21 protein-coding genes are annotated in these 22,745 nt (G+C 63.1%); 16 read left to right on the forward strand and 5 right to left on the reverse strand.

Translation table 11 applies throughout. From position 1 onward, the window contains the following. From PVW27_RS00105 to PVW27_RS00125, 5 genes are read left to right on the forward strand one after another with little or no spacing between them, the layout of a single operon-like run. Entirely contained in the window at positions 1 to 1,620 is a 1,620-nt protein-coding gene (locus PVW27_RS00105; protein ID WP_274554458.1) for a tripartite tricarboxylate transporter permease, read from the forward strand. Beyond that, entirely contained in the window at positions 1,602 to 2,969 is a 1,368-nt protein-coding gene (locus PVW27_RS00110; protein ID WP_274554781.1) for an aldehyde dehydrogenase, read from the forward strand. Before PVW27_RS00105 ends, PVW27_RS00110 begins: the two co-directional genes overlap by 19 nt. After that, entirely contained in the window at positions 2,966 to 4,255 is a 1,290-nt protein-coding gene (locus tag PVW27_RS00115; protein ID WP_274554459.1) for an aspartate aminotransferase family protein, read from the forward strand. Before PVW27_RS00110 ends, PVW27_RS00115 begins: the two co-directional genes overlap by 4 nt. Next, positions 4,255 to 5,190, forward strand: a complete 936-nt coding sequence (locus PVW27_RS00120; protein ID WP_274554460.1) for a phosphotransferase enzyme family protein — start codon at positions 4,255 to 4,257, stop codon at positions 5,188 to 5,190. Before PVW27_RS00115 ends, PVW27_RS00120 begins: the two co-directional genes overlap by 1 nt. Before the next feature lie 12 nt (positions 5,191 to 5,202). Beyond that, complete coding sequence (locus PVW27_RS00125; RefSeq protein ID WP_274554461.1) at positions 5,203 to 6,441, forward strand: Tm-1-like ATP-binding domain-containing protein; 1,239 nt, start codon at positions 5,203 to 5,205, stop codon at positions 6,439 to 6,441. An 86-nt stretch (positions 6,442 to 6,527) separates the two neighbouring features. Here the strand turns inward: PVW27_RS00125 and hpaR are convergent, their stop codons facing one another. Next, the gene (gene hpaR, locus PVW27_RS00130; RefSeq protein ID WP_274554462.1) at positions 6,528 to 6,983 is read right to left on the reverse strand and encodes a homoprotocatechuate degradation operon regulator HpaR; all 456 of its coding nucleotides are present in this window, start codon (positions 6,981 to 6,983) and stop codon (positions 6,528 to 6,530) included. A gap of 99 nt (positions 6,984 to 7,082) precedes the next feature. Here hpaR and PVW27_RS00135 point away from each other — a divergent pair, with 99 nt between their 5' ends. From PVW27_RS00135 to PVW27_RS00185, 11 genes are all read left to right on the forward strand, one after another. Next, positions 7,083 to 7,466 carry a 5-carboxymethyl-2-hydroxymuconate isomerase gene (locus PVW27_RS00135; RefSeq protein ID WP_274554463.1) on the forward strand — a complete coding sequence of 128 codons (384 nt, stop codon included), beginning with the start codon at positions 7,083 to 7,085 and terminating at the stop codon, positions 7,464 to 7,466. A 4-nt stretch (positions 7,467 to 7,470) separates the two neighbouring features. Further along, positions 7,471 to 8,991 carry a 5-carboxymethyl-2-hydroxymuconate semialdehyde dehydrogenase gene (hpaE, locus tag PVW27_RS00140; RefSeq protein ID WP_432762059.1) on the forward strand — a complete coding sequence of 507 codons (1,521 nt, stop codon included), beginning with the start codon at positions 7,471 to 7,473 and terminating at the stop codon, positions 8,989 to 8,991. A 15-nt stretch (positions 8,992 to 9,006) separates the two neighbouring features. Then, on the forward strand, positions 9,007 to 9,987 hold the full coding sequence (hpaD, locus tag PVW27_RS00145; RefSeq protein WP_274554464.1) for a 3,4-dihydroxyphenylacetate 2,3-dioxygenase: 981 nt from the start codon (positions 9,007 to 9,009) through the stop codon (positions 9,985 to 9,987). 57 nt (positions 9,988 to 10,044) lie between these two features. After that, positions 10,045 to 10,902: a fumarylacetoacetate hydrolase family protein gene (locus PVW27_RS00150; RefSeq protein WP_274554465.1), complete on the forward strand. Its 858-nt coding sequence runs from the start codon at positions 10,045 to 10,047 to the stop codon at positions 10,900 to 10,902. After that, on the forward strand, positions 10,899 to 11,705 hold the full coding sequence (gene hpaH, locus PVW27_RS00155; protein WP_274554466.1) for a 2-oxo-hept-4-ene-1,7-dioate hydratase: 807 nt from the start codon (positions 10,899 to 10,901) through the stop codon (positions 11,703 to 11,705). The genes PVW27_RS00150 and hpaH overlap by 4 nt, the downstream gene beginning before the upstream one ends. A 308-nt stretch (positions 11,706 to 12,013) precedes the next feature. Further along, positions 12,014 to 12,889, forward strand: a complete 876-nt coding sequence (locus PVW27_RS00160) for a branched-chain amino acid ABC transporter permease (protein ID WP_274554467.1) — start codon at positions 12,014 to 12,016, stop codon at positions 12,887 to 12,889. A gap of 4 nt (positions 12,890 to 12,893) precedes the next feature. Further along, positions 12,894 to 13,976: a branched-chain amino acid ABC transporter permease gene (locus PVW27_RS00165; protein WP_274554468.1), complete on the forward strand. Its 1,083-nt coding sequence runs from the start codon at positions 12,894 to 12,896 to the stop codon at positions 13,974 to 13,976. After that, positions 13,973 to 14,761: an ABC transporter ATP-binding protein gene (locus PVW27_RS00170; protein ID WP_274554469.1), complete on the forward strand. Its 789-nt coding sequence runs from the start codon at positions 13,973 to 13,975 to the stop codon at positions 14,759 to 14,761. Before PVW27_RS00165 ends, PVW27_RS00170 begins: the two co-directional genes overlap by 4 nt. Continuing rightward, on the forward strand, positions 14,758 to 15,531 hold the full coding sequence (locus PVW27_RS00175; RefSeq protein WP_274554470.1) for an ABC transporter ATP-binding protein: 774 nt from the start codon (positions 14,758 to 14,760) through the stop codon (positions 15,529 to 15,531). The genes PVW27_RS00170 and PVW27_RS00175 overlap by 4 nt, the downstream gene beginning before the upstream one ends. Before the next feature lie 4 nt (positions 15,532 to 15,535). Further along, positions 15,536 to 17,425, forward strand: a complete 1,890-nt coding sequence (locus PVW27_RS00180; RefSeq protein WP_274554471.1) for an AMP-dependent synthetase/ligase — start codon at positions 15,536 to 15,538, stop codon at positions 17,423 to 17,425. Positions 17,426 to 17,462: 37 nt separating this feature from the next. Further along, the gene (locus PVW27_RS00185; RefSeq protein WP_432762060.1) at positions 17,463 to 18,623 is read left to right on the forward strand and encodes an ABC transporter substrate-binding protein; all 1,161 of its coding nucleotides are present in this window, start codon (positions 17,463 to 17,465) and stop codon (positions 18,621 to 18,623) included. Positions 18,624 to 18,683: 60 nt separating this feature from the next. Here PVW27_RS00185 and PVW27_RS00190 read toward each other — a convergent pair whose 3' ends face one another. From PVW27_RS00190 to PVW27_RS00205, 4 genes are read right to left on the reverse strand one after another with little or no spacing between them, the layout of a single operon-like run. Further along, positions 18,684 to 19,952, reverse strand: coding sequence for a cytosine deaminase (locus tag PVW27_RS00190; RefSeq protein ID WP_338019916.1), 1,269 nt, complete (start codon positions 19,950 to 19,952; stop codon positions 18,684 to 18,686). A 9-nt stretch (positions 19,953 to 19,961) separates the two neighbouring features. Then, positions 19,962 to 20,828: an ABC transporter permease gene (locus PVW27_RS00195; protein WP_274554472.1), complete on the reverse strand. Its 867-nt coding sequence runs from the start codon at positions 20,826 to 20,828 to the stop codon at positions 19,962 to 19,964. After that, complete coding sequence (locus PVW27_RS00200; RefSeq protein ID WP_274554473.1) at positions 20,825 to 21,613, reverse strand: ABC transporter ATP-binding protein; 789 nt, start codon at positions 21,611 to 21,613, stop codon at positions 20,825 to 20,827. The genes PVW27_RS00195 and PVW27_RS00200 overlap by 4 nt, the downstream gene beginning before the upstream one ends. Positions 21,614 to 21,672: 59 nt before the next feature. Then, the gene (locus tag PVW27_RS00205) at positions 21,673 to 22,683 is read right to left on the reverse strand and encodes an ABC transporter substrate-binding protein (RefSeq protein WP_274554474.1); all 1,011 of its coding nucleotides are present in this window, start codon (positions 22,681 to 22,683) and stop codon (positions 21,673 to 21,675) included. Positions 22,684 to 22,745: the final 62 nt, after the last annotated feature.

The raw sequence follows: 22,745 nt of genomic DNA on the forward strand, positions 1-22,745 counted from the left end.
ATGGATCTGATTTTTGCAGGGCTTGAGGTTCTTTACCGCTGGGACGTGATGCTGGCGCTGCTGGTGGGGTCCGTCGGCGGGGTGATGATCGGGGCGGTGCCCGGTGTCGGGCCTGCGGTCGCCATTGCGATCCTGTTGCCCGCGACATTCTCGATGGACCCGATCGTGGGGCTGACCCTTCTGCTGGGGATTTACGGCAGTTCGATGTATGGCGGCGCGATCCCCGCGATCCTGATCAATACGCCGGGCACGGCTGTGAATGCGCTGACCACCTATGACGGCTATCCCATGACCCTGCGGGGTGAGGGGCGCAAGGCGATTTCCATTGCTTATACGGCGAGTTTCGTGGGGGCCATCATCTCGATCATATGTCTGATCAGTCTGGCCCCGGTGCTGGCAAAGGTCGCGCCGATGTTTGGCGCGCGCGAGATTTTCCTGGCGGCCTTGCTGGGACTGGTGTTGGTCGTCGTGTCGCATCGTGGGCAGGCGGCGATTGCGGCGGCGCTGGCTTGTTTGGGGATTTTCATCGGCACCATCGGGCTGGAGCCTGTGAAATACACCAAGCGCTATACCTTCGATCAAAGCTGGCTCGCGTCAGGCGTTGATCTGATCGTGGTGGTGCTGGGGCTTTACGCGATTAGCCAGGCCTTCATGCTGATGCAGGGGGATGATGTGAAAACGCGCCGCGTGCCCTTGGGTGGGGGCATGTTCCAAGGTCTGCGCGAGGTGGCGCGGCATCCGCGTGTGGCGGGGGTGTCGTCAGGTTTCGGCGTGCTGATGGGGATCATTCCGGGGGTGGGGGAATTCACCTCGCAATTTCTGGCTTATACCTATGCGCAGAAAACCTCGAAACGGCCCGAGGATTTCGGACAGGGATCGGTTGAGGGGCTGATTGCCTCGGAGAGCGCCAACAACTCGGTGCCTGCCGCCGCGATGGTGCCGCTGCTGGCGCTGGGGATTCCCGGCGAGGAGCTGACGGCGATGATGCTGGCGGTGTTCTATGTGCATAACGTGGTCCCCGGTCCGGGGCTGTTCCAGAACCAGATGGATTTCGTCATGGCGATCTATCTGGCGTTGCTGTTCCTGAATATCCTTGTGATGGTGTTTTTGCTGTTTTCCACCAATGCGCTGATGATGGTGGCGCGGTTGCCGAACCGGTTTCTGGGGGTTGGCATCCTGACTCTGTCTTTCGTGGGCATCTATTCGCTGCGCAACTCGGCCACCGATTGCCTGATGGCGGCGGCGTTCGGGCTGTTCGGGTTCATCCTCAAGCGGCTGAGCCTGCCGATTGTGCCGATCATCATGGGGATCGTGCTGGGCGGCATCATGGAGGCCAAGCTGCGCATTGCCATGGCGCGGGTGAAAACGCCTTACGATTTCATCGACCGGCCCATCGCGATGGCGCTGTTCGTATTCATCATCCTGATCATCGCCTTCCAGATCCGGGGCGCGGTGATCCAATCCAGACGTCTTAAGGAGGCCCAATGGTCGACCAGACCCGCATCGACGCGCTTCGGCACGTTCCTGTCCCGCCGCAGGGACTTTGTATTGACGGAACGTGGCAAGAGGCTGAGGGAGGCACGCTCGACGTTACCTCGCCCATCGACGGATCGCGACTGACCACCATCGGGGCGGCCAATGCCGCTGATGTGGGGCGCGCGGTGGCGGCGGCGCGGCGCGCGTTCGAGGATGGGCGCTGGTCGCGGCTGTCGCCCGCGGCGCGCAAGGCGGTGCTGCACCGGATCGCGGACAGGATCGAGGCAGAGGCCTTGGCGTTGACCGTGCTGGGTGTGCGCGACAACGGGACCGAGATCGGCATGGCGCTGAAGGCCGAGGCCGGATCGGCGGCGGGGACGTTTCGGTATTACGCCGAGGCGATTGACAAGGTTTACGGGCAGATCGCGCCCACGGCCCCGGATGTGCTGGGGCTGGTGCATCATGTGCCGGTGGGTGTGGTGGCGGCGATTGTGCCGTGGAACTTTCCGCTGATGATCGGGGCGTGGAAGCTGGCCCCGGCGCTGGCGGCGGGTAATTCGGTTGTGTTGAAGCCTGCGGAGACCGCGTCACTGTCGCTGCTGCGGCTGGCGCAGATCTGTCTGGAATGCGGGTTGCCGGATGGCGTTTTGAACGTCGTCACCGGGCATGGCCATGTCACGGGCGAGGCGCTGGCCCTGTCTATGGATGTGGATGTGATGGTCTTTACCGGATCAGGGGCCACGGGGCGGCGGTTGTTGGAATATTCCGCGCGGTCGAACCTGAAGCGCTGTTATCTGGAGCTGGGGGGCAAATCGCCCAATATCGTGTTTGCCGATGCGCCGGATCTGGAACAGGCGGCGAAAGTGTCGGCCATGGGGATTTTCCGCAATGCGGGGCAGGTCTGCGTCGCAGGCTCGCGCCTGTTGGTGGAACGGTCGGTGCATGATGATTTTGTCAGCATGCTGGCGCGGCATGCGGGGGCGTTGACGGTGGGGGATCCGCTGAACCTGTCCAGCCAGATCGGGGCAGTGAATTCCGAGCGGCAATTGGCAGGGAACCTTGGCTTTGTGGCGGATGCAGTCGATGAGGGCGGCGAGGTTGTGCTGGGCGGCAGGCGTATTCTGGAGGCGACGGGCGGCACCTATATGGAGCCGACGATTGTGACGGGTGTGCACCCCCATCACCGATTGGCCCGGCAGGAGGTGTTCGGCCCGGTTCTGGCCGTGATCCCGTTTGACAGTGAGGCGGATGCTCTGCGGATTGCCAATGACAGCGATTACGGTCTGGCCTCGGCCGTGTGGACATCGAACCTGAGCCGCGCGCATCGGATGGTGGCCGGGCTGCGTGCGGGCGTGGTGCATGTGAACACCTATGGCGGGGCCGACAATACGGTGCCGCTGGGGGGCGTGAAACAATCCGGCAATGGGCATGACAAATCGCTGCATGCTCTGGATAAGTATCACGACCTCAAGACTGCGTGGATCCAGCTATGACCGAGAGCCTCATCGACCGCCGTGCCCGCCTGTTGGGGCCGAACATGTCCACCTTTTATGAGGAGCCTGTGCATCTGGTGCGTGGTCTGGGCACCAAGCTGTGGGATGCGGAGGGGCGGGAATACCTGGATTGCTACAACAATGTGCCGCATGTGGGCCATTGCCACCCGAAGGTGGTGGAGGCGATCTGCGCGCAAGCGGGGATGCTCAACACCCATACGCGCTATCTGCACGAGGGGATTCTGGATTATGTCGAGGCGCTGACTGGGATGGTGGGGGCGCCGTTTGACACGGCGCTGCTGACCTGCACGGGGTCGGAAGCGAATGACGTGGCGCTGCGGATGGCGCAGGCCTTGACAGGCAAGACAGGCGTGATCGCCACGGATCACACCTATCATGGCAATACGACCGCCGTGCATCAGCTGAGCCGGACGAACCCGCCGCCGGGGGGCTATGCCACGAATGTGGGTTTCGTGCCTGCGCCAGACAGCTATCGCCCCTTGGGCGGGGTGGCGGGGATGGCGCATGCCCATGCCTTTGCCGCCGCCGTGCAGGCGCAGATCGACGCCTTGGAGGCGACGGAGCATGGGTTTTCCACCCTGATCCTCTGTCCCTTCTTCGCCAATGAGGGGTTTCCCGACCTGCCCCATGGCTGGCTTGATCCCACGGTCGAGGTGGTGCGGCGTGCAGGCGGCGTGATCATCGCGGATGAGGTGCAGCCGGGTTTCGGGCGGTTGGGCACGCATTTCTGGGGGTTTCAGAAGATCGGTTTCACGCCCGACATCATCACCATCGGGAAGCCGATGGCGAACGGACACCCGGTGGCGGCGGTGATTGCGCCGCATGAGACGATGTATGCGTTCCGCAGCGCGTTTCGCTATTTCAACACCTTCGCGGGCAATCCGGTGTCCTGCGCGGCGGCGATGGCGACATTGAAGGTCGTGCAGGAGGAAGGGTTGATGGAGAATGCGCGGGTCGTGGGAGACTATGCCCGCGATGGCCTGCGCGATCTGGCGGGGCGGCATGACTGCATCGGAGATGTGCGCGGGTCGGGGCTGTTCTTCGGGGCGGAAATGGTGCTGGACCGGGTGACCAAGGCACCCGCCACTGCCTTTACCAAGCGGGTCGCCAATGGGATGCGGCAGCGCGGGGTGCTGCTGAATTTCCTGGGCATCCATTACAACGTGCTGAAGATGCGCCCGCCGATGGTGTTCTCGAAGGGGGATGCCGACCGGATGCTGAAGGCGCTGGACGCGGTATTGCGCGACACGCCGCTGGAGCCGTGATGGAGGCGCTGGCGCATCAGGCGGCGCGGTTGTGGGGTTTTGCGCCGGGGCAGATCACCTTGGCCGCGCGGCGCGAGAATGTCGTCTGGCGGGCCGAGGATGCGCGCGGGGCCTTTGCCCTGCGTCTGCACCGTGTTGGATATCGGAGTGATACCGAGCTGATATCGGAATTGCAGTGGATGGAATCGCTTGTGCAAGGCGGGTTGAATGTGCCGCGGCCCCTACCCTCCCATTCAGGTCGCTTGGTGGAAGAGGTAGGCGGCACGCTGGTCGATCTGCTGACATGGTTGCCGGGCACGCCTATCGGGCGGCAGGGTGAGTTGGATGTGGCGGATCGGACGGGCCTGTGCCGCGATCTGGGCGCGCTGCTGGCGCGGCTGCATGGTATCAGCGATGATTGGGCACCGCGGCCCGGTTTCACCCGGCCTGCCTGGGATCGTGCGGGGCTTTTGGGGGATGCGCCGCTTTGGGGGCCGTTCTGGGACAATCCGGGCCTGACGGCGGCGCAGCGCGCCACGCTTCTGGCGGCGCGGGTCAAGGCGGATGCGCATCTGGCGGGGATCGAGGGCGCGCTGGATTACGGCCTGATCCATGCCGATGCGCTGTCCGAGAATATCCTGATCCACGAGGGCGCCCTGTCGCTGATCGATTTCGACGATGGCGGGTGGGGGTTTCGGGATTTCGACCTTGCGACCTTCCTGATGCGGTTCCTGACGGCACCCGACTACCCCCAGATGCGCGCGGCCCTGCTGGAGGGTTACGCCCGCCGCCGCGCGGTCGATCCGGCCACGCTTGATCTGTTCATCCTGCTGCGCGCCCTGACCTATCCCGGCTGGATCATCCCGCGGCTGTCCGAGCCGGGGGGCGAAGAGCGATCCGCCCGCGCCATCCGCACCGCCCTGCCGCTGGCAGAGGCCTATCTTGCCAATCGTTGACCGGAGCCACACATGACCACGCCTGACAAGACCATCCTCGTCGTCGGCACCTATGACACCAAGGATGACGAGTTGACCTATCTGGCCGAGCGCATCCGCGCGCAGGGGGGTGGGGTGATGTCCATGGATGTGTCGGTTCTGGGGGAGCCGAAGCGGGGCACCGATCTTTCCAAGCATGAGGTGGCCGAGGCGGGCGGCAGTTCCATTCAGACCGCGATCGACAGCGGGGATGAGAATACCGCGATGCAGATCTTGGCGCAGGGGGCGGCGGTGCTGGCGCGGCAGTTGCACGCGGCGGGCCGGATCGACGGGGTGATCGTGCTGGGGGGCACGATGGGCACGGATCTGGCGCTGGACCTGTGCGCCGCACTGCCCTTGGGGGTGCCGAAATATGTCGTCTCGACCGTCAGTTTCTCGGCCATGCTGCCGCCCGAACGGATTGCTGCCGATATCCAGATGATCCTGTGGGCGGGGGGGCTGTATGGGTTGAATTCGGTGTGCAAATCCTCGCTCAGTCAGGCGGCGGGGGCGGTTTTGGGGGCCGCGCGGGCGGTGGAGCCGCCTCGCCGTGACCGGCCGCTGATCGGGATGACCAGTTTCGGCAAGACGATCCTGCATTACATGGTGCATCTGAAACCGGCGCTGGAGGCGCGGGGGTTCGAGGTTGCGGTGTTTCACGCCACCGGCATGGGCGGGCGGGCGTTTGAATCGCTGGCCGCCGAGGGGGCCTTTGCCTGCGTGATGGATTTCGCCACGCAGGAGATCGTGAACCATCACATGGGATCAGGCATTTCAGCGGGGGCTGACCGCATGACCAATGCAGGATTGCGCGGTATCCCGCAGATTGTGGCCCCGGCCTGCTATGATCTGGTGGACCTGATCGGTTGGCAGCCGATCCCGCCGCGTCTGGCGGGACGGCCCACGCATGACCACAACCGGCTTCTGACCTCGACCGTGCTCACGGCTGAGGAGCGGCGCGAGATTGCGGGGCTTTACGCGCAGAAACTGGCCATGGCGACAGGGCCATCTGCCTTCATCCTGCCGCGCGGCGGGTGCAATGAATGGGACCGGCCCGAAGGCCCGCTGCATGATGCAGAGGGGTTGGCTGCGTTTTGCGCGGCGATGGAGGGGGCGATGCCCGCCACGACCACGCTGCATGCGCTGGACTGCCATATCAACGATGCCGGCTTTGCCGAAAAGGTGCTGGAGATCTTCGACGACTGGGTCGCGCGCGGGATCATCCAAGCCTAGTCCCTGTTTCTTCTTGCCTGAAATATCCCGGGGGAGGCGTTCAACAAGGTTGAACGTCGGGTGCAGCGCCCCCTGCCCCGCCTGTTTCAGCCGCGCGTGTCGCGGTCCAGCGCGTCCAGTTCGTTCAGCAGGTCCAAAAGCGCGTCGAGTTTGTCCGCGCCGAAGCTTTCGCGCAGCCATGCGTTCAGGCGCTGGCTTTCCTTGAGGTTGTCGGCGATCAGCTGCCGCCCCGCAGCGGTGATGCTGACCAGTTGGCGGCGTTTGTCGGTGGGATGGGCTTCGCGGGTGATGAGGCCCTTGGCGGTCAGGGTTTGCAGGATCCGCGTCAGGCTGGGCATCAGCAGGCAGGAGCGGTCGGCGATTTCTGTCGGATCAAGCGTGCCGCGTTCGGCCAGCACGCGCAGGACGCGCCATTGCTGTTCAGTGACACCCACATCGGCCAGCATGGCGCGGATCGGCCCCATGACCTTTTCCCGCGCGCGCAGCAGCGCGATGGGCAGGGAACGGTTCGTTTCGGGGGCGGTGTCGCGGGTGATGTCCATGCCCCCTATCTGCCCCGGTTTCGCGGCACAGGCAATATGGGGGCTTGACGCAGTTTGCATTTTACTTAACATGTTAATGGCAAGGTCAGGGGAGGGGTCATGCCGCATATCACCATCGACTATTCGGCCAATCTGGAGCCAGAGGTGGATATCGCCGCCCTCTGTGATCTGTTGCGGCGTGCCGCAATTGAGACGGGTGAGTTTCCGGTGGCGGGTGTGCGGGTGCGCGCCTTTGCCGCCCGCCATGTGAGCATCGCCGATGGCAACCCGGATCATGGGTATATCGACATTGGCGTGCGGCTGCGCGGCGGGCGTGATTTGGCCACGCGGGAGCGGGCGACGGCGCATATTTTCGCTGCGGCTGAGGAGTTTTTGGCCCCGGTGATGGCGCGACGGTCTTTGGCGCTGTCGCTGGAGATGCGGGATATTGATCCGGCGCTGTCGCCCAAGACTGGCTCGATCCGCGACCATTTGAAGGACTGATCTGATGAGTGAGACCTCTGCGCTGGATGCGAATATGGCCAAGCTGCGCCCCATATTGGCGCGTATTGCCGCGACAGGTGTGATGAACCGGATCGGCGGGGTGGATTGTCCGGCATCAGATGGCGCGACCTTTGCCAATCATTCACCCGTCGATGAAAGCCTGATCTGTCAGGTGGCGCGGGGGACGGTTGCGGATATTGATGCGGCGGCGGCAGCGGCCAAGGCGGCGTTCCCGGCGTGGCGGGATATGGAGGCGGCGGCGCGGAAGAAAATCCTGCACAAGATCGCGGATGGGATTGTGGCGCGGGCCGAGGAGATTGCGCTGGCCGAGTGCTGGGATACCGGCCAGGCGTTGCGCTTCATGTCGAAGGCGGCATTGCGCGGGGCCGAGAATTTCCGGTTCTTCGCCGACAAGGCTCTGTCGGCGCGGGATGGGCAGCACCTGCCCTCGCCCACGCTCATGAACATCACCACCCGCGTGCCGATTGGGCCGGTGGGGGTGATCACGCCGTGGAACACGCCGTTCATGCTGTCCACATGGAAGATCGCGCCTGCGCTGGCGGCTGGCTGCACGGTGGTGCACAAACCCGCCGAGTTCAGCCCGGTGACAGCGCGTATCCTGCTGGAGATCGCCGAGGAGGCCGGTCTTCCGCCGGGGGTGTGGAACCTTGTCAACGGGTTGGGAGAGGAGGCAGGGCGCGCCCTGACCGAGCATCCCGATATCAAGGCGATTGCGTTTGTGGGAGAATCCAAGACCGGTTCGATGATCATGAAGCAGGGGGCGGATACGCTCAAGCGGGTGCATTTCGAGTTGGGCGGGAAGAACCCGGTGATCGTGTTTGACGATGCCGATCTGGACCGCGCGCTGGATGCGGCGATTTTCATGATCTATTCGCTGAATGGGGAGCGGTGCACATCGTCATCGCGGCTGCTGGTGCAATCCTCGATCGCGGAAGCGTTTACCGCCAAGCTGATCGAGCGGGTCAACCAGATCAAGGTCGGGCATCCGCTGGACCCCGCGACCGAAGTGGGGCCGCTGATCCACAAGGTGCATTTCGACAAGGTATGCAGCTATTTCGACGTGGCGCGCAGCGAAGGGGCGATGATTGCCGCGGGGGGCGCGGCTCTGGATCAGCCGGGGCATTATGTGCGTCCGACTCTGTTCACGGGCGCGCGGGCCGATATGCGGATCGCGCAGGAGGAGATTTTCGGGCCTGTGTTGACCGCGATCCCGTTTGAGACGGAGGCAGAGGCGTTGGAGATTGCCAATGGCGTGGCTTATGGGCTGACCGCCTATGTCTGGACCAATGACCTGACCCGCGCGCTGCGGGTGACACATGCGCTGGAAGCCGGGATGATCTGGGTGAATTCGGAGAATGTGCGTCACCTGCCGACGCCTTTCGGCGGGGTCAAGGCGAGCGGCATCGGGCGCGATGGCGGCGATTGGTCGTTTGATTTCTACATGGAGCAGAAACATATCGGTCTGGCCTTGGGCCAGCACCCCATCCCCCGGCTTGGCGCCTGAGAAGGAGGATCACAGATGCCCGTCCCCGCCCCGGTTCTTTACCCGCCTTTCAACATCGTCCGTCTGTCCCATGTGGAATACCGCGTGACCGATCTGGCAGCCTCGCGCGCGTTTTATGTGGACACGCTGGGTTTGCAGGTCACGCATGAGGATGCGGAGACCATTTATTTAAGGGCGATGGAGGAGCGCGGGCACCATTGCATCGTGCTGCGCCGCGCGGATGCGGCGAGCGTCGGTGTGCTGGGGTTCAAGCTGTTCGATCATCCCGATCTGGACAAGGCCGAGGCGTTCTTTCGGGGCAAGGGCTTGCCGGTGGAGTGGGTCGAGCGGCCCTTTGTCGGACGCGTGCTGCGGACCTGCGATCCGTTTGGCATTCCGCTGGAATTCTATGTGCGGATGGACCGCCTGCCGCCGATCCATCAGAAATACGCGCTGTATAAGGGTGTGAAGCCGCTACGGATCGACCATTTCAACATGTTTTCCAGCGATGTGGATGCCAGTGTCGCGTTCTATAACGAGATCGGGTTCCGCGTGACCGAGTATACCGAGGATGACGCGAGCGGGAAGCTGTGGGCGGCGTGGATGCATCGCAAGGGCGGGGTGCATGATGTTGCGTTCACCAACGGGACCGGGCCACGCTTGCATCATACGGCGTTCTGGGTGCCCAATCCGCTGGCGATCATTGATCTGCTCGATCTGATGGCGACCACGGGATATGTCGCCAGTATCGAGCGCGGGCCGGGGCGGCATGGGATTTCGAATGCGTTTTTCCTGTATATCCGCGACCCGGATGGGCACCGCATCGAGATTTATTGCTCGGACTATCAGACGGTTGATCCTGATCTGGAGCCGATCCGCTGGAGCCTGACCGACCCGCAGCGCCAGACTTTGTGGGGGGCACCCGCGCCGCGCAGCTGGTTCGAGGAGGGCAGCCAGTTCGACGGCGTCGCGGTAGCGGAATCCGCGTTGAAGGCGCAGCCCATCATCGCGCCGTGAGCCTGCGGTGACGGCGGGTTTGAGTATTTTTGGCAAGATGAAGCGGGGGGCAGCGCGATGCGGTTTGCGACGGTGAGGGCCGAGGGGCGGCAGCTTTACGGGGCTGTGGTTGAGGGTGGATTCGTGGCGCTGTCGGGTGATTTTCCGCAGTGGCCCAGCTTGCGCGAGGTGATCGCGGCAGATGGCTTGGGGGCGCTGGAGGCGGCGACGGAGGGGCGCGGGGTCACGCATCCCGAGGGGCGGTTCGATTGGGACCTGCCGATCCCGGCGCCGGAGAAGATCATCTGTGTGGGAGTGAACTTTCCTGACCGCAATGCCGAGTATAAGGACGGGCAAGAGGCGCCGCCCAACATGTCGTTGTTCATCCGCTTTGCGCGGTCCTTTACCGGGCATGGGCAGGCATTGATCAGGCCGCCCGAGACGCCGCAGCTGGATTATGAGGGCGAGATTGCCGTGGTGATCGGCAAGGGCGGGCGGCGGATCGCGGAAGCTCAGGCGCTGGATCATGTTGCGGCGCTGAGCCTGTGCAACGAGGGCACGTTGCGCGATTGGGTGCGCCATGCGAAATTCAACGTGACGCAGGGCAAGAATTGGGATCGCTCCGGCGCGATGGGGCCTTGGCTGGTGCCATTTACGGACCCCGCGCAGATTCTGGACGTGCATTTGCAGACGCGGGTGAATGGCGAGGTCCGGCAGGATGATCGCACGGGGCGGATGCTGTTCCCGGTGGCGCGGCAGATCGCCTATATCTCGACCTTCACGACACTTGTGCCCGGCGACATCATCGTGACGGGGACGCCCACGGGGGCGGGGGCGCGGTTTGATCCGCCGCGCTATCTGGTGCCCGGCGATGTGATCGAGGTGGAGGCCGAGGGGATCGGAGTGCTGCGCAATACCGTGGAGGATGAGGCATGACTGAGGCAGAGATCGCGGCGGCGGGTGAGGCGCTGTTTCAGGCGGAAGTGACAGGGCGGCAGATCGGTTTGTTGTCGATCGCCCATCCCGGCATGACGATGGATGATGCCTATGGCGTGCAGAAGGCGCTGGTGGCGCGGCGGCTGGCGGCGGGGCGACGGGTGATCGGGTGGAAGATTGGCCTCACGTCACGCGCGATGCAGGCGGCGCTGAACATCGATATCCCCGACAGCGGGGTGTTGATGGATGACATGGGTTTCGACAGCGGGGCCGTGATCCCGCGCGGGCGGTTCATCCAGCCGCGGGTCGAGGCGGAAATTGCGTTCGTGATGAAAGCGCCTTTGGCGGGCGGATCGGTGACGCGCGCCGATGTGGTGGCGGCGACGGATTATGTGACGCCTGCGCTGGAGATATTGGACACGCGCATCCTGCGGGCTGATCCTGCCACGGGGCAGACGCGGCGGATCTTTGATACCATTGCCGACAATGCCGCCAATGCGGGGATCGTGACGGGATCGCAGCGCCATGCGGTGGACGCGGTCGATATGCGCTGGGTGGGCGCGATCCTGACGCGGGATGGAGAGGTCGAAGAGACGGGGCTGGGCGCCGGGGTCCTGAACGATCCGGTCGAGGCGGTGGTCTGGCTGGCGCGGCGGATGGCACTGTATGGGCAGCGAATCGAGGCGGGACAGGTGATCCTGTCGGGCAGCTTCATCCGGCCTGTGGAATGTCCGCCCGGTTGCCGGATCGCGGCGGATTTCGGCGATTTCGGGCAGGTCGCGGTGGCGTTTGCGGCGACCTGACGGGGCTGTGCGCGGGGCGCAATCGTGGCCCGCGCAACCGGCCTTTGTCCGCAATGCAGAATTTTATCCCGAAAATGCGTATTCCGCTGCGTCAGGCAGGGGCAAATCTGTTGACGGATTTGGGTAAACATGGAGAGGTAGGGCCAGTTTGAGGTCGCTGCCTGTTCCACCATTGGATGCAGGATCACATCACCTCGGACCCCGCACCGGACCTTTTGGAGGAGGGCCGTTCGCAGGGCAAAAGAATAACGGCGCAAAGCCGGGGCACCCTGCACCACAAGCGGGGGCCGCAAAACAGGGAGGATCGCGTGGAGGTTTTGCAACTTCTGATCAGCGGGCTTGCGAATGGCTGTGTCTACGGCCTCATCGCGCTGGGCTTTGTGCTGATCTACAAGGCCACGGAGGCCGTGAATTTCGCGCAAGGCGATTTCATGATGCTGGGGGCTTTCGTGACCCTTGGGCTGGTCAATCCCGAATATGCGGGCATTCCGTTCTGGCTGGCGCTGCCTTTGGTGTTCATCATCATGGGTCTGCTGGGCTATCTGCTGGATATCGTGGTGCTGCGGGCGGTCTTTGGCCAAAGCCAGGTGGCGGTGATCATCGTGACCATCGCCTTGGGTTTCGTGATCCGGTTTGCGGTGGGCGAGATCTGGGGGCATGAGCCGCAATCGCTACGCTCGCCACTGGCCTTGGGCGATGTGCGGATCGGGGATCTGGTGCTGGGTCTGGCGGATATTGCCGTGATCATCGTCACATTGATCATGACCTTGCTGCTGTGGCAGTTCTTTCAGCATACCAAGATGGGGCTTGCGATGCAGGCGGCCAGCCAGAACCAGATGGCGGCCTATTACATGGGGATTCCTGTCAAGCGGATACAGGGCATGGTCTGGGCCTTGGCGGGGATCGTGGCGGCGGTTGCGGGTATCCTCTACGCCTCAAAGGGGGCGCTTGATCCGACCGCGGGCTTCATCGGGATCAAGGCCTTTGCCGCGGCGGTGATCGGCGGGTTCGGGAGTTTGCCGGGCGCGTTGCTGGGTGGGCTGATCGTTGGTGTGATCGAGCCTTTCGCCGCGCGCTACCTGCCGCCGGGCTGGAGCCAGATCGCGCCCTATGCGCTGCTGATCGCGGTCCTGCTGTTCCGCCCCCACGGCCTGTTCGCGCAGGTCCGAGCGAAGAAGGTGTGATGCGATGAAGTTTCATTTCAAGACAGATTACGATCAGGACATCCGGCTGTTTCCGGACTGGTGGAATTTCACCCTTTATGCCGCTTTGCTGGTGCTGGCGCTGGCCTTGCCGCTGCTGATTGATCCGTTCTTTCTGGGTGAGGCGACGAACGTGCTGATCTGGGCGATTGCCGGGTTGGGGCTGATGCTGCTGACCGGGCAGACCGGACAGGTGAGCCTTGGCCATTCGGCTTTTATGGCCTTGGGATGTTATTCCTGCGTGCTGATGATGGAAGCGAATGTGCCCTTCGTGCTGGCCTTCCTGCTGGCGGGGGTCATTACCGGCGTCGTGGGTGCGCTGATCGCCATTCCGGCGCTGAAACTGCATGGGGTGTATCTGGCGATTGCGACGCTGGCGCTGGCGATTCTGGCCGATGACATCATCGTTCTGTTGAAGGAATGGACCGACGGGGTGAATGGCAAGATGTCGCCGCCGATTGATCTGTTCGGCTATGAGATCAACCGCTGGAACAACCCGGTCGAGTGGTACTATCTGGTGCTGGTCGTCGTACTGATGGTCACGCTGTTTTATCGCAACCTGCTGCGGGCGCCGCTGGGCCGGGCCTTTGCCGCCGTGCGCGACAGCGAGATTTCGGCGCAGGCCATGGGCGTGAACGTGGCGCAGACCAAGACCATCGCTTTTGGCATTTCCTGCGCGATCACGGGTCTGGGCGGGGCGCTGATGGGGCTGTTTGCAGGCGCGTTCAACAACGAGACCTTCAATTTCCTGCTGTCGATCCAATTGCTGATGATGATCGTGGTGGGGGGGCTTGGCTTTATCCACGGGGCATTTCTGGGCGCGGTGGTGATCGCCTTCCTGCCGCAGGTGTTGTCGATGACCACCGATCTGTTCGGGCGTGGCGTGGCCATTCCGGGGCTGGAGTCGGGTGTGTTCGGGGTGATCCTGATCCTGTTCATCCTGTTCGAACCCATGGGGCTTTATGGGCGCTGGCTGAAGATCAGGGTGTTTCTTGAGCTGTTCCCCTTTGCGCGCAAGGACATGTTCAAGCGGCAGAAAAGCTACCTCAAGACGGAGCGGCTGAGATGAGTTTGCTGGAGATTGACAGCGTCACGCTGAAATTCGGCGGCGTCACGGCGGTGAACAACCTGTCGATGCGGGTCGAGGAAGGGCAGGTTTTCGCGCTGGTCGGGCCGAACGGGGCGGGCAAGTCGACCGTGTTCAACCTGATCTCGCGGTTCTATACGCCGGTGAACGGGTCCATCACCTTTGACGGCAAGGACGTGCTGAAGATGGCGCCGCATGAGGTGCCCAATCTGGGCATCGCGCGGACCTTCCAGAATATCGAGCTTTTTCATCAGGCGACGGTGTTGCAGAACCTGCTGGTCGGGCGGCACAGGCATCGGCAGACGAACATGATCGCGCAGATGCTGCATCTGCCGTCGGTGCGGGCCGAGGAGCGGGCGCATCGCCATGCGGTCGAGGAGGTGATCGACTTTCTGGACCTGCAACCCTATCGCAACAGCCGCATCGCGGGCCTGCCTTACGGCGTGCGCAAGGTGGTGGAACTGGGGCGGGCGCTGGCGTCAAAGCCGCGGCTTCTGTTGCTGGATGAGCCCGCCTCGGGCCTGTCGGTCGAGGAGACGCAGAACATGCGCTGGTGGATCGACGATATCCGTCGCCAGATGGGGATCACCGTGCTGATGGTCGAACATGATATGGGGCTGGTCAGCAAGGTCTGTGATCGGGTGCTGGCGCTGGCCGATGGCGCGAAACTGGCGGAAGGCACGCCCGCCGAGGTGCAGTCGCATCCGAAGGTGATCGAAGCCTATCTAGGCACGAATGCCGTCAGCAAGGGAGGTAAGGTGGCATGAGTGACCTGCTGCTGGAAGTGCGCAACCTTGAGACTTTCTATGGCCCGATCATGGCGATCCGGGGCGTCAGTCTTGAGGTGCACAAGGGCCGCGTGGTGACCGTGCTGGGGGCCAATGGTGCGGGCAAGACGACGCTGCTCAAAACGATTTCCGGGATCATGGACCCGGAAAAGGGCAAGATCATCTTCGAGGGGCAGGAGATTCAGGGCTGGGAGCCGCACCGGGTGGTGCGCGCCGGGATCGTGCATGTGCCCGAGGGGCGCGAGGTGTTTCCCCTGCTGACGGTCGAGGAAAATCTGGCGCTGGGGGCCTATACCCGCAGCGACAAGGCCGAAATCGCGCGGGACCGGGATCTGGTGTTCAACTATTTCCCGATATTGGCCGAACGGCGCAAGCAGGAGGCGGGCACCCTGTCGGGCGGGCAGCAGCAGATGCTGGCCATCGGGCGCGGGTTGATGCTGCGGCCCAAGATCATGCTGCTGGATGAACCCAGCCTTGGCCTGTCGCCCCTGCTGACGCAGGAGATTTTCGCCATCCTCAAGCGGCTGAACAAGGACGAGGGCGTGACGATGATGCTGGTGGAACAGAACGCCGCCGTCGCGCTGGATCTGGCGGATGATGGCTATGTCATGGAGTTGGGACGGATCGTGATGTCGGGCACGGCTGATCGTCTGGCCGCGTCCGAGGATATCCAGAGCTTCTATCTGGGCCATGACACCGAAGGGGCGCGCGGTGAGCGCCGCTGGAAGCGCAAGAAGACATGGAGGTAAGGGCATGACAAAGCACGAAACCATCCAGCCGCAGGAAGTGGTCAATGGCGTATCGCTGAATGCGACACCGGGGCAGCGTCCGCTGGTGATCGACGGCTGTACCACCATGCCCGCCCTGTTTCAGGCGCGCTGCACTACTTTGGGCAGTCGCACGGCGCATCGCGAGAAAGACCTTGGCATCTGGAAAGCCTATACTTGGTCCGACTATTGGGAACGCGCGCGGCTGATCGGTCTGGGCCTGCGGCGGCTGGGGCTGGAGCGGGGTCGCGTCGTGTCGATCCTGTCGGAGGATCGCAAGGAATGGCTGTATGCCGATATGGGCATCCAATGCGTCGGCGGCATTTCGTCCGGCGTCTATACTACCGACAGTTCCAGCCAGCTGGCCTATATCCTGAAAGACAGCGACACCCAGTTCCTGATCGTCGAGAACGAGGAGCAACTGGACAAGTTTCTGGAAATCCCCGACGGCGCGCCCGGCGTGGAAAAGGTCATCATCCTTGAGGATGAAGGGCTGCACGATCTGGAAGGCGACCGCTTTCTGTTTCTGGAGGAGCTTTACGATCTGGGCCGGCAGCATCTGGCCGAGAACCCCAAGATGTTCGAGGCCGAGATCGAGAAGGCGCAAGCCGGCGACATTGCTTTGCTGATCTATACATCGGGCACGACGGGCGCCCCCAAGGGTGCGATGCTGAGTCACGAGAATATCATGGCCGCGATCGAGGGCGGCATCCGCGCCCTGCCCACGGATGGCACGGCTGAACAGCTGTGTTTCCTGCCGCTGTGCCATATCCTTGAGCGGGACAGTTCGATCTATTTCCCGCTGGCCGTGCGTTCGACGGTGAATTTTGCCGAAAGCCCCGAGACAGTGTTCGACAACCTGCGAGAGGTCAGCCCGCATGTCTTTACCGCCGTGCCGCGCGTCTGGGAAAAGGTCTATTCCCGCGTGACCGTGCTGGCGATGGAGGCGACGACACTGGGCAAGTTCGCCTTCAAGGCGGCGCTGTCTGTGGGGATGAAGCGGGCCACGCTGATGCAGGAGGGCAAGCCGGTGCCCGCCACCACCGCCATGGGCTATTGGCTGGCGGATGTTCTGGTGTTCCGCAATCTGCGGCAGATGCTGGGGCTGGACCGTCTGCGTCAGGGCACATCCGGGGCGGCACCGATCAGCCCTGCCCTTCTGATGTGGTATCGTGCCATAGGCGTGCCGCTTCTGGAGGGGTATGGCATGACCGAGAATGCGGGCCTTGCCACTGTGAATTCCGAGGCGGCCAACCGTCCCGGCTCTGTGGGGCGTGCCGTGCCGGGGGTCAAGCTGCGGATCGCCGAGGATGGCGAGATCCAGACGCTGGGTCTGAACAACTTCATGGGCTATTGGCGCAATAACGAAAAAACCGCCGAGACCTATACCGATGACGGGTGGCTGCGCACGGGCGATATTGGCCGGATCGACGCGGATGGGTTCCTGACCATCACGGGGCGTCTGAAGGACATCATCATCACGGCGGGAGGCAAGAACATCACCCCGGCCGAGATCGAAAGCCGGTTGAAATTCAGCCACTATATCTCGGATGCGGTGGTGATCGGGGACAAGCGCAAGTTCCTGACCTGTCTGATCATGATCGATCAGGAGAATGTCGAGAAATACGCGCAGGACAACAAGGTGCCGTTTTCGGATTTCGCCTCGCTTTGCCGGGCGGAACCGGTGGTGGATCTGATCCGCGCCGAGGTGGATCAGGTGAACAGGGAATTCGCCCGAGTCGAACAGATCAAGGATTTCCGCCTGATCGACGTTCTGCTGACGGCGGAGGACGAGGAGCTGACGGCGACGATGAAACTGCGCCGCAGCTTTGTGGAAAAGCGCCACAAGGCGTTGATTGATGATATGTACAAATGAATCCCGCAATCGGGGTGTTTCTGGGAGGAGACCAAACATGAAGAAAATGATGACATCGCTGTTTGCCGGTGCGGTCGCGCTGGGCATGGCCCAGGCCGCCGTGGCGCAGACGCAGGGCGTGAGCGACACCGAGGTGGTGATCGGATCGGTCAACGACCTGTCCGGTATCTTTGCCGCTGTCGGTGTGCCCGCGATCAACGGCGCGAACCTGAAGTTCGATCAGGTAAATGCAGCCGGCGGCGTGCATGGCCGTCAGATCCGTTTCGTGGTCGAGGATCACGCTTATCAGCTGCCGAAATCGACGCAGGCCTATAACAAGCTGATCAACCGCGATCAGGTCTTTGCCAACCTGTTGAGCCTTGGCACGCCGCATAACCTTGCCGGATTCCAGTTGATGGACCCCAAGGGGATCTTCAACATCAACCCGCTGACCGCCGCGCGCGAGATGTTGCAGGAGCCCGTGGACAACAAGTTCACCGGCTTTTCCAGCTATTATGACCAGACCACGGCGGGGATGCGCTATCTGGCGAATGAATACGGGCTGACCAAGGTCTGCACCATGTATCTGCCGACCGATTTCGGTCTTGAGATCTCGGAAGCGACCAAGGAGCAGGCCGAAGCCGTGGGCATGACCTTTGTGTCTGAAACCACGCACAAGCCGGATGAGCAGGAATTCGTGGGTGCGGTGCAGAAGCTGCGTGCCGATGGCTGCGAAGTCGTGACGATGGCGCTGGGTGTGCGCGCCGGCATCACCGTCGTGGGCACTGCCAAGCAGCTGGGTTGGACCGACGTCAAGTTTCTGGCCACCTCGGCCGGTTTTCTTGAAGCCGTGGCCGCTGTGCCGGGTGGCGTGACCGATGGTCTTTATGCGGCGTCGGGCTGGGTGGACCTTCAGGCCCGCCGCGAAGATCCTGCACCGGCCAAGTTCATTGCCGAATATGAGGCGGCCTTTGGCCAGCCTGCCACCGGCTTTGCCATGTTGGGTTATAACGCCGCCGAAACCGTGGTGCGTGCGCTGGAAGCGGCAGGTCCCGACCTGACGCAGGAAAGCTTCAAGGCGGCGATGGAAGGGCTGGAATATTACAGCGACCTGCTGGATACCCAGATCAAATACAGCCCCGACAACCATCAGGGTGCCAATGACATCACCATCTCGGTGGTGGAGAATGGCCTCTGGAAGCTGGTTGGCCGCGAGTGATCTGATTTCGCTGCGATATCGGGAAAGGGGCGCTTCGGCGCCCCTTTCTTTTATGTGCGGTCAGGTGAACAGATCGTCCAGTTCCGCGTAATCGGGCAGTGTCCGGTCGATGACGCGGCCCGCGCGCAGCACGATGCGGTCGGATTGCGGGCGCGAGAACAGTTCCGACCAGTCGCGGGCGCGGGTGATGACCAGATCGGCGGGGGCACCGGGGGTCAGCGAGGGCGCGGCAAAGCCGCAGGCGCGGGCGGGGTTGGCAAGGAAGGCGTTCACCCAGTCAGGGTCCGCGTGATCCAGATGGCCGATCCGCGTTGCCTCGCGCATCACTTCCAGCATGTCGAGATCGCCGTAAGCATAGAAGGGATCGCGGGTGTTGTCCGAGGCGAAACTGACATTGATGCCGCGGGCCTTCATCTCGTGCACCACGGTGAGGCCACGCCAGCGGGGGGTGCGGCCTGTTTGCCGCGCTTGCAGGTAAAGGTTGCACATGGGCAGGGAGACGATGTTCAGCCCGGCCTTGGCAACCAGATCAAGGGTGCGTTCGCACTCGGCGGCGTCCTGCACCGCCAGCGAGCAGCAATGGCCCACAGTCACAGGCGCGTCAAAGCCGGTTTCGAGCACGGTTTCGGCAATCAGGCGCAGGGTGGCCACATCGGGGTCACCGGTTTCATCAGCGTGAAAATCGACCTCCAGCCCGCGCTCGGACGCCAGACGGAAGAAGCCGCGCAGGCGTTCGCGGATATCCGGCACGGGATAGGTGACCATGCCCAGCACACCGCCGCTGGCGGCCACGATATCGGCGGTCTTGACGAAATCGCCGTCCATGTCCGCGCGGTCCACCCCTACGAGGCAGGAGGCTTGCAACGCAATGCGCCCGGCCCATTCGGCGCGCATCTCGCGGAAGATGGGCCAGCTGATGCTGTCCTGCGGTGCGATGCTGTCCAGATGGGTGCGGATCGCGGTGGTGCCATGGCCATAGGCGCAGCGCAGGGCGAAATCCATGCGGCGGCGGACATCTTCGGCGGTCCAGTGCGCCTCGCGATCCGCGCTGACGGTGGTGAGCGCGCCCATGAAGCTGCCATCGGGGTTGGCGGCGCGGGGCCAGATATGGCCCTTGTCCAGATGGGTGTGCATGTCGGTGAAGCCGGGAAAGACCATGGCCCCGCGCATGTCCACGGTCACGTCGCCGGGACCGTCGACGATCCGGCCATCCGCGATGGTCAGGCCGATCCGGGTGAGGCCCGCGCCCTGCCCGATCAGGCAGGCAGGCACGGTCAGGTTGTCGAGGCGCAGGCGGGGGGCCTGCGGCAGGGTTTTGAAATCCATCATCTTCCCCGTTCAGGTTTCGCGCTTGATGGCGCTTTCGTGCCATTTGCGCAGGAGCATATGGCTGAGAAACGACAGGCCGGCAAAGATAACAACCCCTGTCACCGCGATCAGCAGCAGGGCCGCGAACATGCGCGGGATGTTCAGCCGGTAGCCTGCTTCGAGGATGCGGAAGGCAAGGCCCGATCCGATCCCGCCGGTGCCGGCCACATATTCTGCGACCACCGCCCCGATCAGGGCAAGGCCACCCGCGATACGCAGGCCGCCCAGAAAATAGGGCAGCGCCGAGGGCAAGCGCAGGTAGCGCAGGGTTTGCCAGCGGGTTGCGCCATAGATGCGGAAGAGGTCGCGCAGGTTGTGGTCGGCCGAGTTCAGGCCCAGCGTGGTGTTGGACAGGACCGGAAAGAACGCCACCAGCCATGCACACATCAGAAGGCCCGCCGTGCGGCTGTCCACATAGATGAAGATCAGCGGCGCGATGGCCACGATGGGTGTGACTTGCAGGATCACGGCATAGGGATAGAAGGACATCTCGACCAGCCGCGACTGGGTGAAGAGCACCGCCAGCCCCACCCCGCCGATCACCGCCACGGCCAGCGCCATCATGGTGATCTGGAGCGTGACCAGAAGCGCCTCGAACAGCATGGCCCAGTCGGTGACGAGCGTGGTCCAGACAAGGCCGGGACCGGGCAGGATGTAATGGGGGATGTCGTTCCAGACGACCAGACGATCCCAGCCGATGATGGTCAGGATCAGCACGGCCAGCGGCAAAAGCCACTTACCGATCTTGTCGAAGCGTTGCAGGCGCAGGCGGCGCAGATCCTCGGCGTCGAGGGCGACGGGTTCAGCGGCCGTGGCGCGGGTATCGGTCAGGCTCATGCGTGCTCTCCCATGGCTTCGTGCAGCGCGGCGGATGCTTCGCGGCAGAGGGCGGCATAGTCGGCGGAGGTGCGGAACTCCTCGTCCCGCGGATAGGGGGCGGGGACGATGACTTCGCGGATGACGCGACCGGGGCGTGCGGCCATCACCACGATGCGGTCGGAGAGGAAGACGGATTCAAAGACGGAATGGGTGACGAAGATCACTGTGCAGCCGATCGCTTCTTTCAATTTCAGAAGGTCGTTGTTCAGGCGGAAGCGCGTGATCTCGTCCAGCGCGGCGAAGGGTTCATCCATCAGGATCAGGCGCGGCTTGGTCACCATGGCGCGGGCGATGGAGACGCGCATCTTCATGCCGCCCGACAATTCGCGGGGATAGGCGTTCTGGAATTTCTCGAGCCCCACGAGCTTGAGGGCCTCGAGCACGTCATCCTTGACGGCGGCATAGGGTTGGCCGCGCAGGCGGAAGGGGAGCCAGACGTTTTCCGACACCGTGGCCCAAGGCATCAGGGTGGGTTCCTGAAAGACCACGCCAAGGTCATTCTCGCCCTGCCCGCCCGCCCATGCGATCTTGCCCCGGCTGGGCAGCGAGAGGCCCGCGATCAGGCGCAGCGCCGTGGATTTCCCGCAGCCTGACGGCCCCAGAAGCGAGATGAAATCGCCTTGGTTCACCGTCAGGCTCATCGCGTTCAGCGCCACGACATCGCCGTTGAAGGTCTTGTCGATGCCGATCATCTCGAGCACGGGAGGGCGTTGGCCCAAGGGGGGGCGTTCAGGTCTGCTCATGTCTTGGGGTCCTTGCTGGAGTGGAATGGGGCCGAGGGTCGCCCGGCCCCTGCCCTGCCTCAGTTCTTGGGGCGCAGGTCCATGCCCAAGCCCTGCCCCACGAATTCGGTCGTGAAGCTGGCTTTCCAGTCGATCGTATCCGGCACGACCCCGGCGGTGACCATCTTGGTGAAGAAGTCCTCGACCTTTTCTTCGGTCATCACGCCGATGCCTTTTTCCAGCGAGTCGCCCGAGTCGACGATGCCCTGCTCGATCATCTTGGCGATGGCGAAGTCGATCTTGTCCTGCGTCATTTCAGGGTTGGCCTGCTTGATGAGTTCGTTGGCCGCGGCGTTGTCGCCGTAGAGGTAATTATACCAGCCCAGAATCGAGCCTTCGACGAAGCATTTGACGGCTTCGGGGTTGGATTCGAGGAAGGGCTTCATCACCTCGACCGTGGTGGCATAGGTGGAATAGCCCGCATCCGCGATGAGAAAGACATTGGGGACGAAACCGGCCTGCTTTTCGATGGCATAGGGTTCAGAGGACAAAAAGCCCTGCATGCCCATCCGCTTGTCCGCCAGGAAAGGTGCCGGGTTGAACGTATAGGGCTGCCGCTGTTCGGCGGTGAAGCCGTATTCCGCGATCATCCACTGGTAATAGGAGGCATAGCCCTGATCGCCGATCAGCAGGGTCAGGTCTTTCAGCTCTTCCCATGTGTCGGCCTCGCCGGGATGGGCGATGATGACCTGCGGGTGTTTCTGGAAGGTCGCCATGACGGAAACGATGGGAATGTTCTCGGCCACGGCGGTGAAGGCTTGCAGCATGTCGCCGCCCATGTGGAACTGCATCCGGTCGGCCATCAGCAGGGCGCGGTTGTTCACCTGCGGGCCACCGGGCACGATCTCGACCTCCAGACCACAGGCGGCATAGGTGCCATCGGCCACGGATTGGTAGAAGCCGCCATGTTCCGCCTGGGCCAGCCAGTTGGTGCCGAACACCACCTTCTGCTGCGCGGCGGCGGGCATGGCGACGGCGGTCAGCGCCACCGCAGTGACGGTTGCAGCAATTCGATTCCCTGTCAGTTTCATTGAGCGACTCCCCGTTGGGTCTGGTTTCTGCCCCATTCCTAGGGCTGCGCTTTGCAAGGCAG

Origin of the sequence: Seohaeicola sp. 4SK31 (assembly GCF_028802875.1) — a bacterium.
Lineage (GTDB): Bacteria > Pseudomonadota > Alphaproteobacteria > Rhodobacterales > Rhodobacteraceae > Seohaeicola.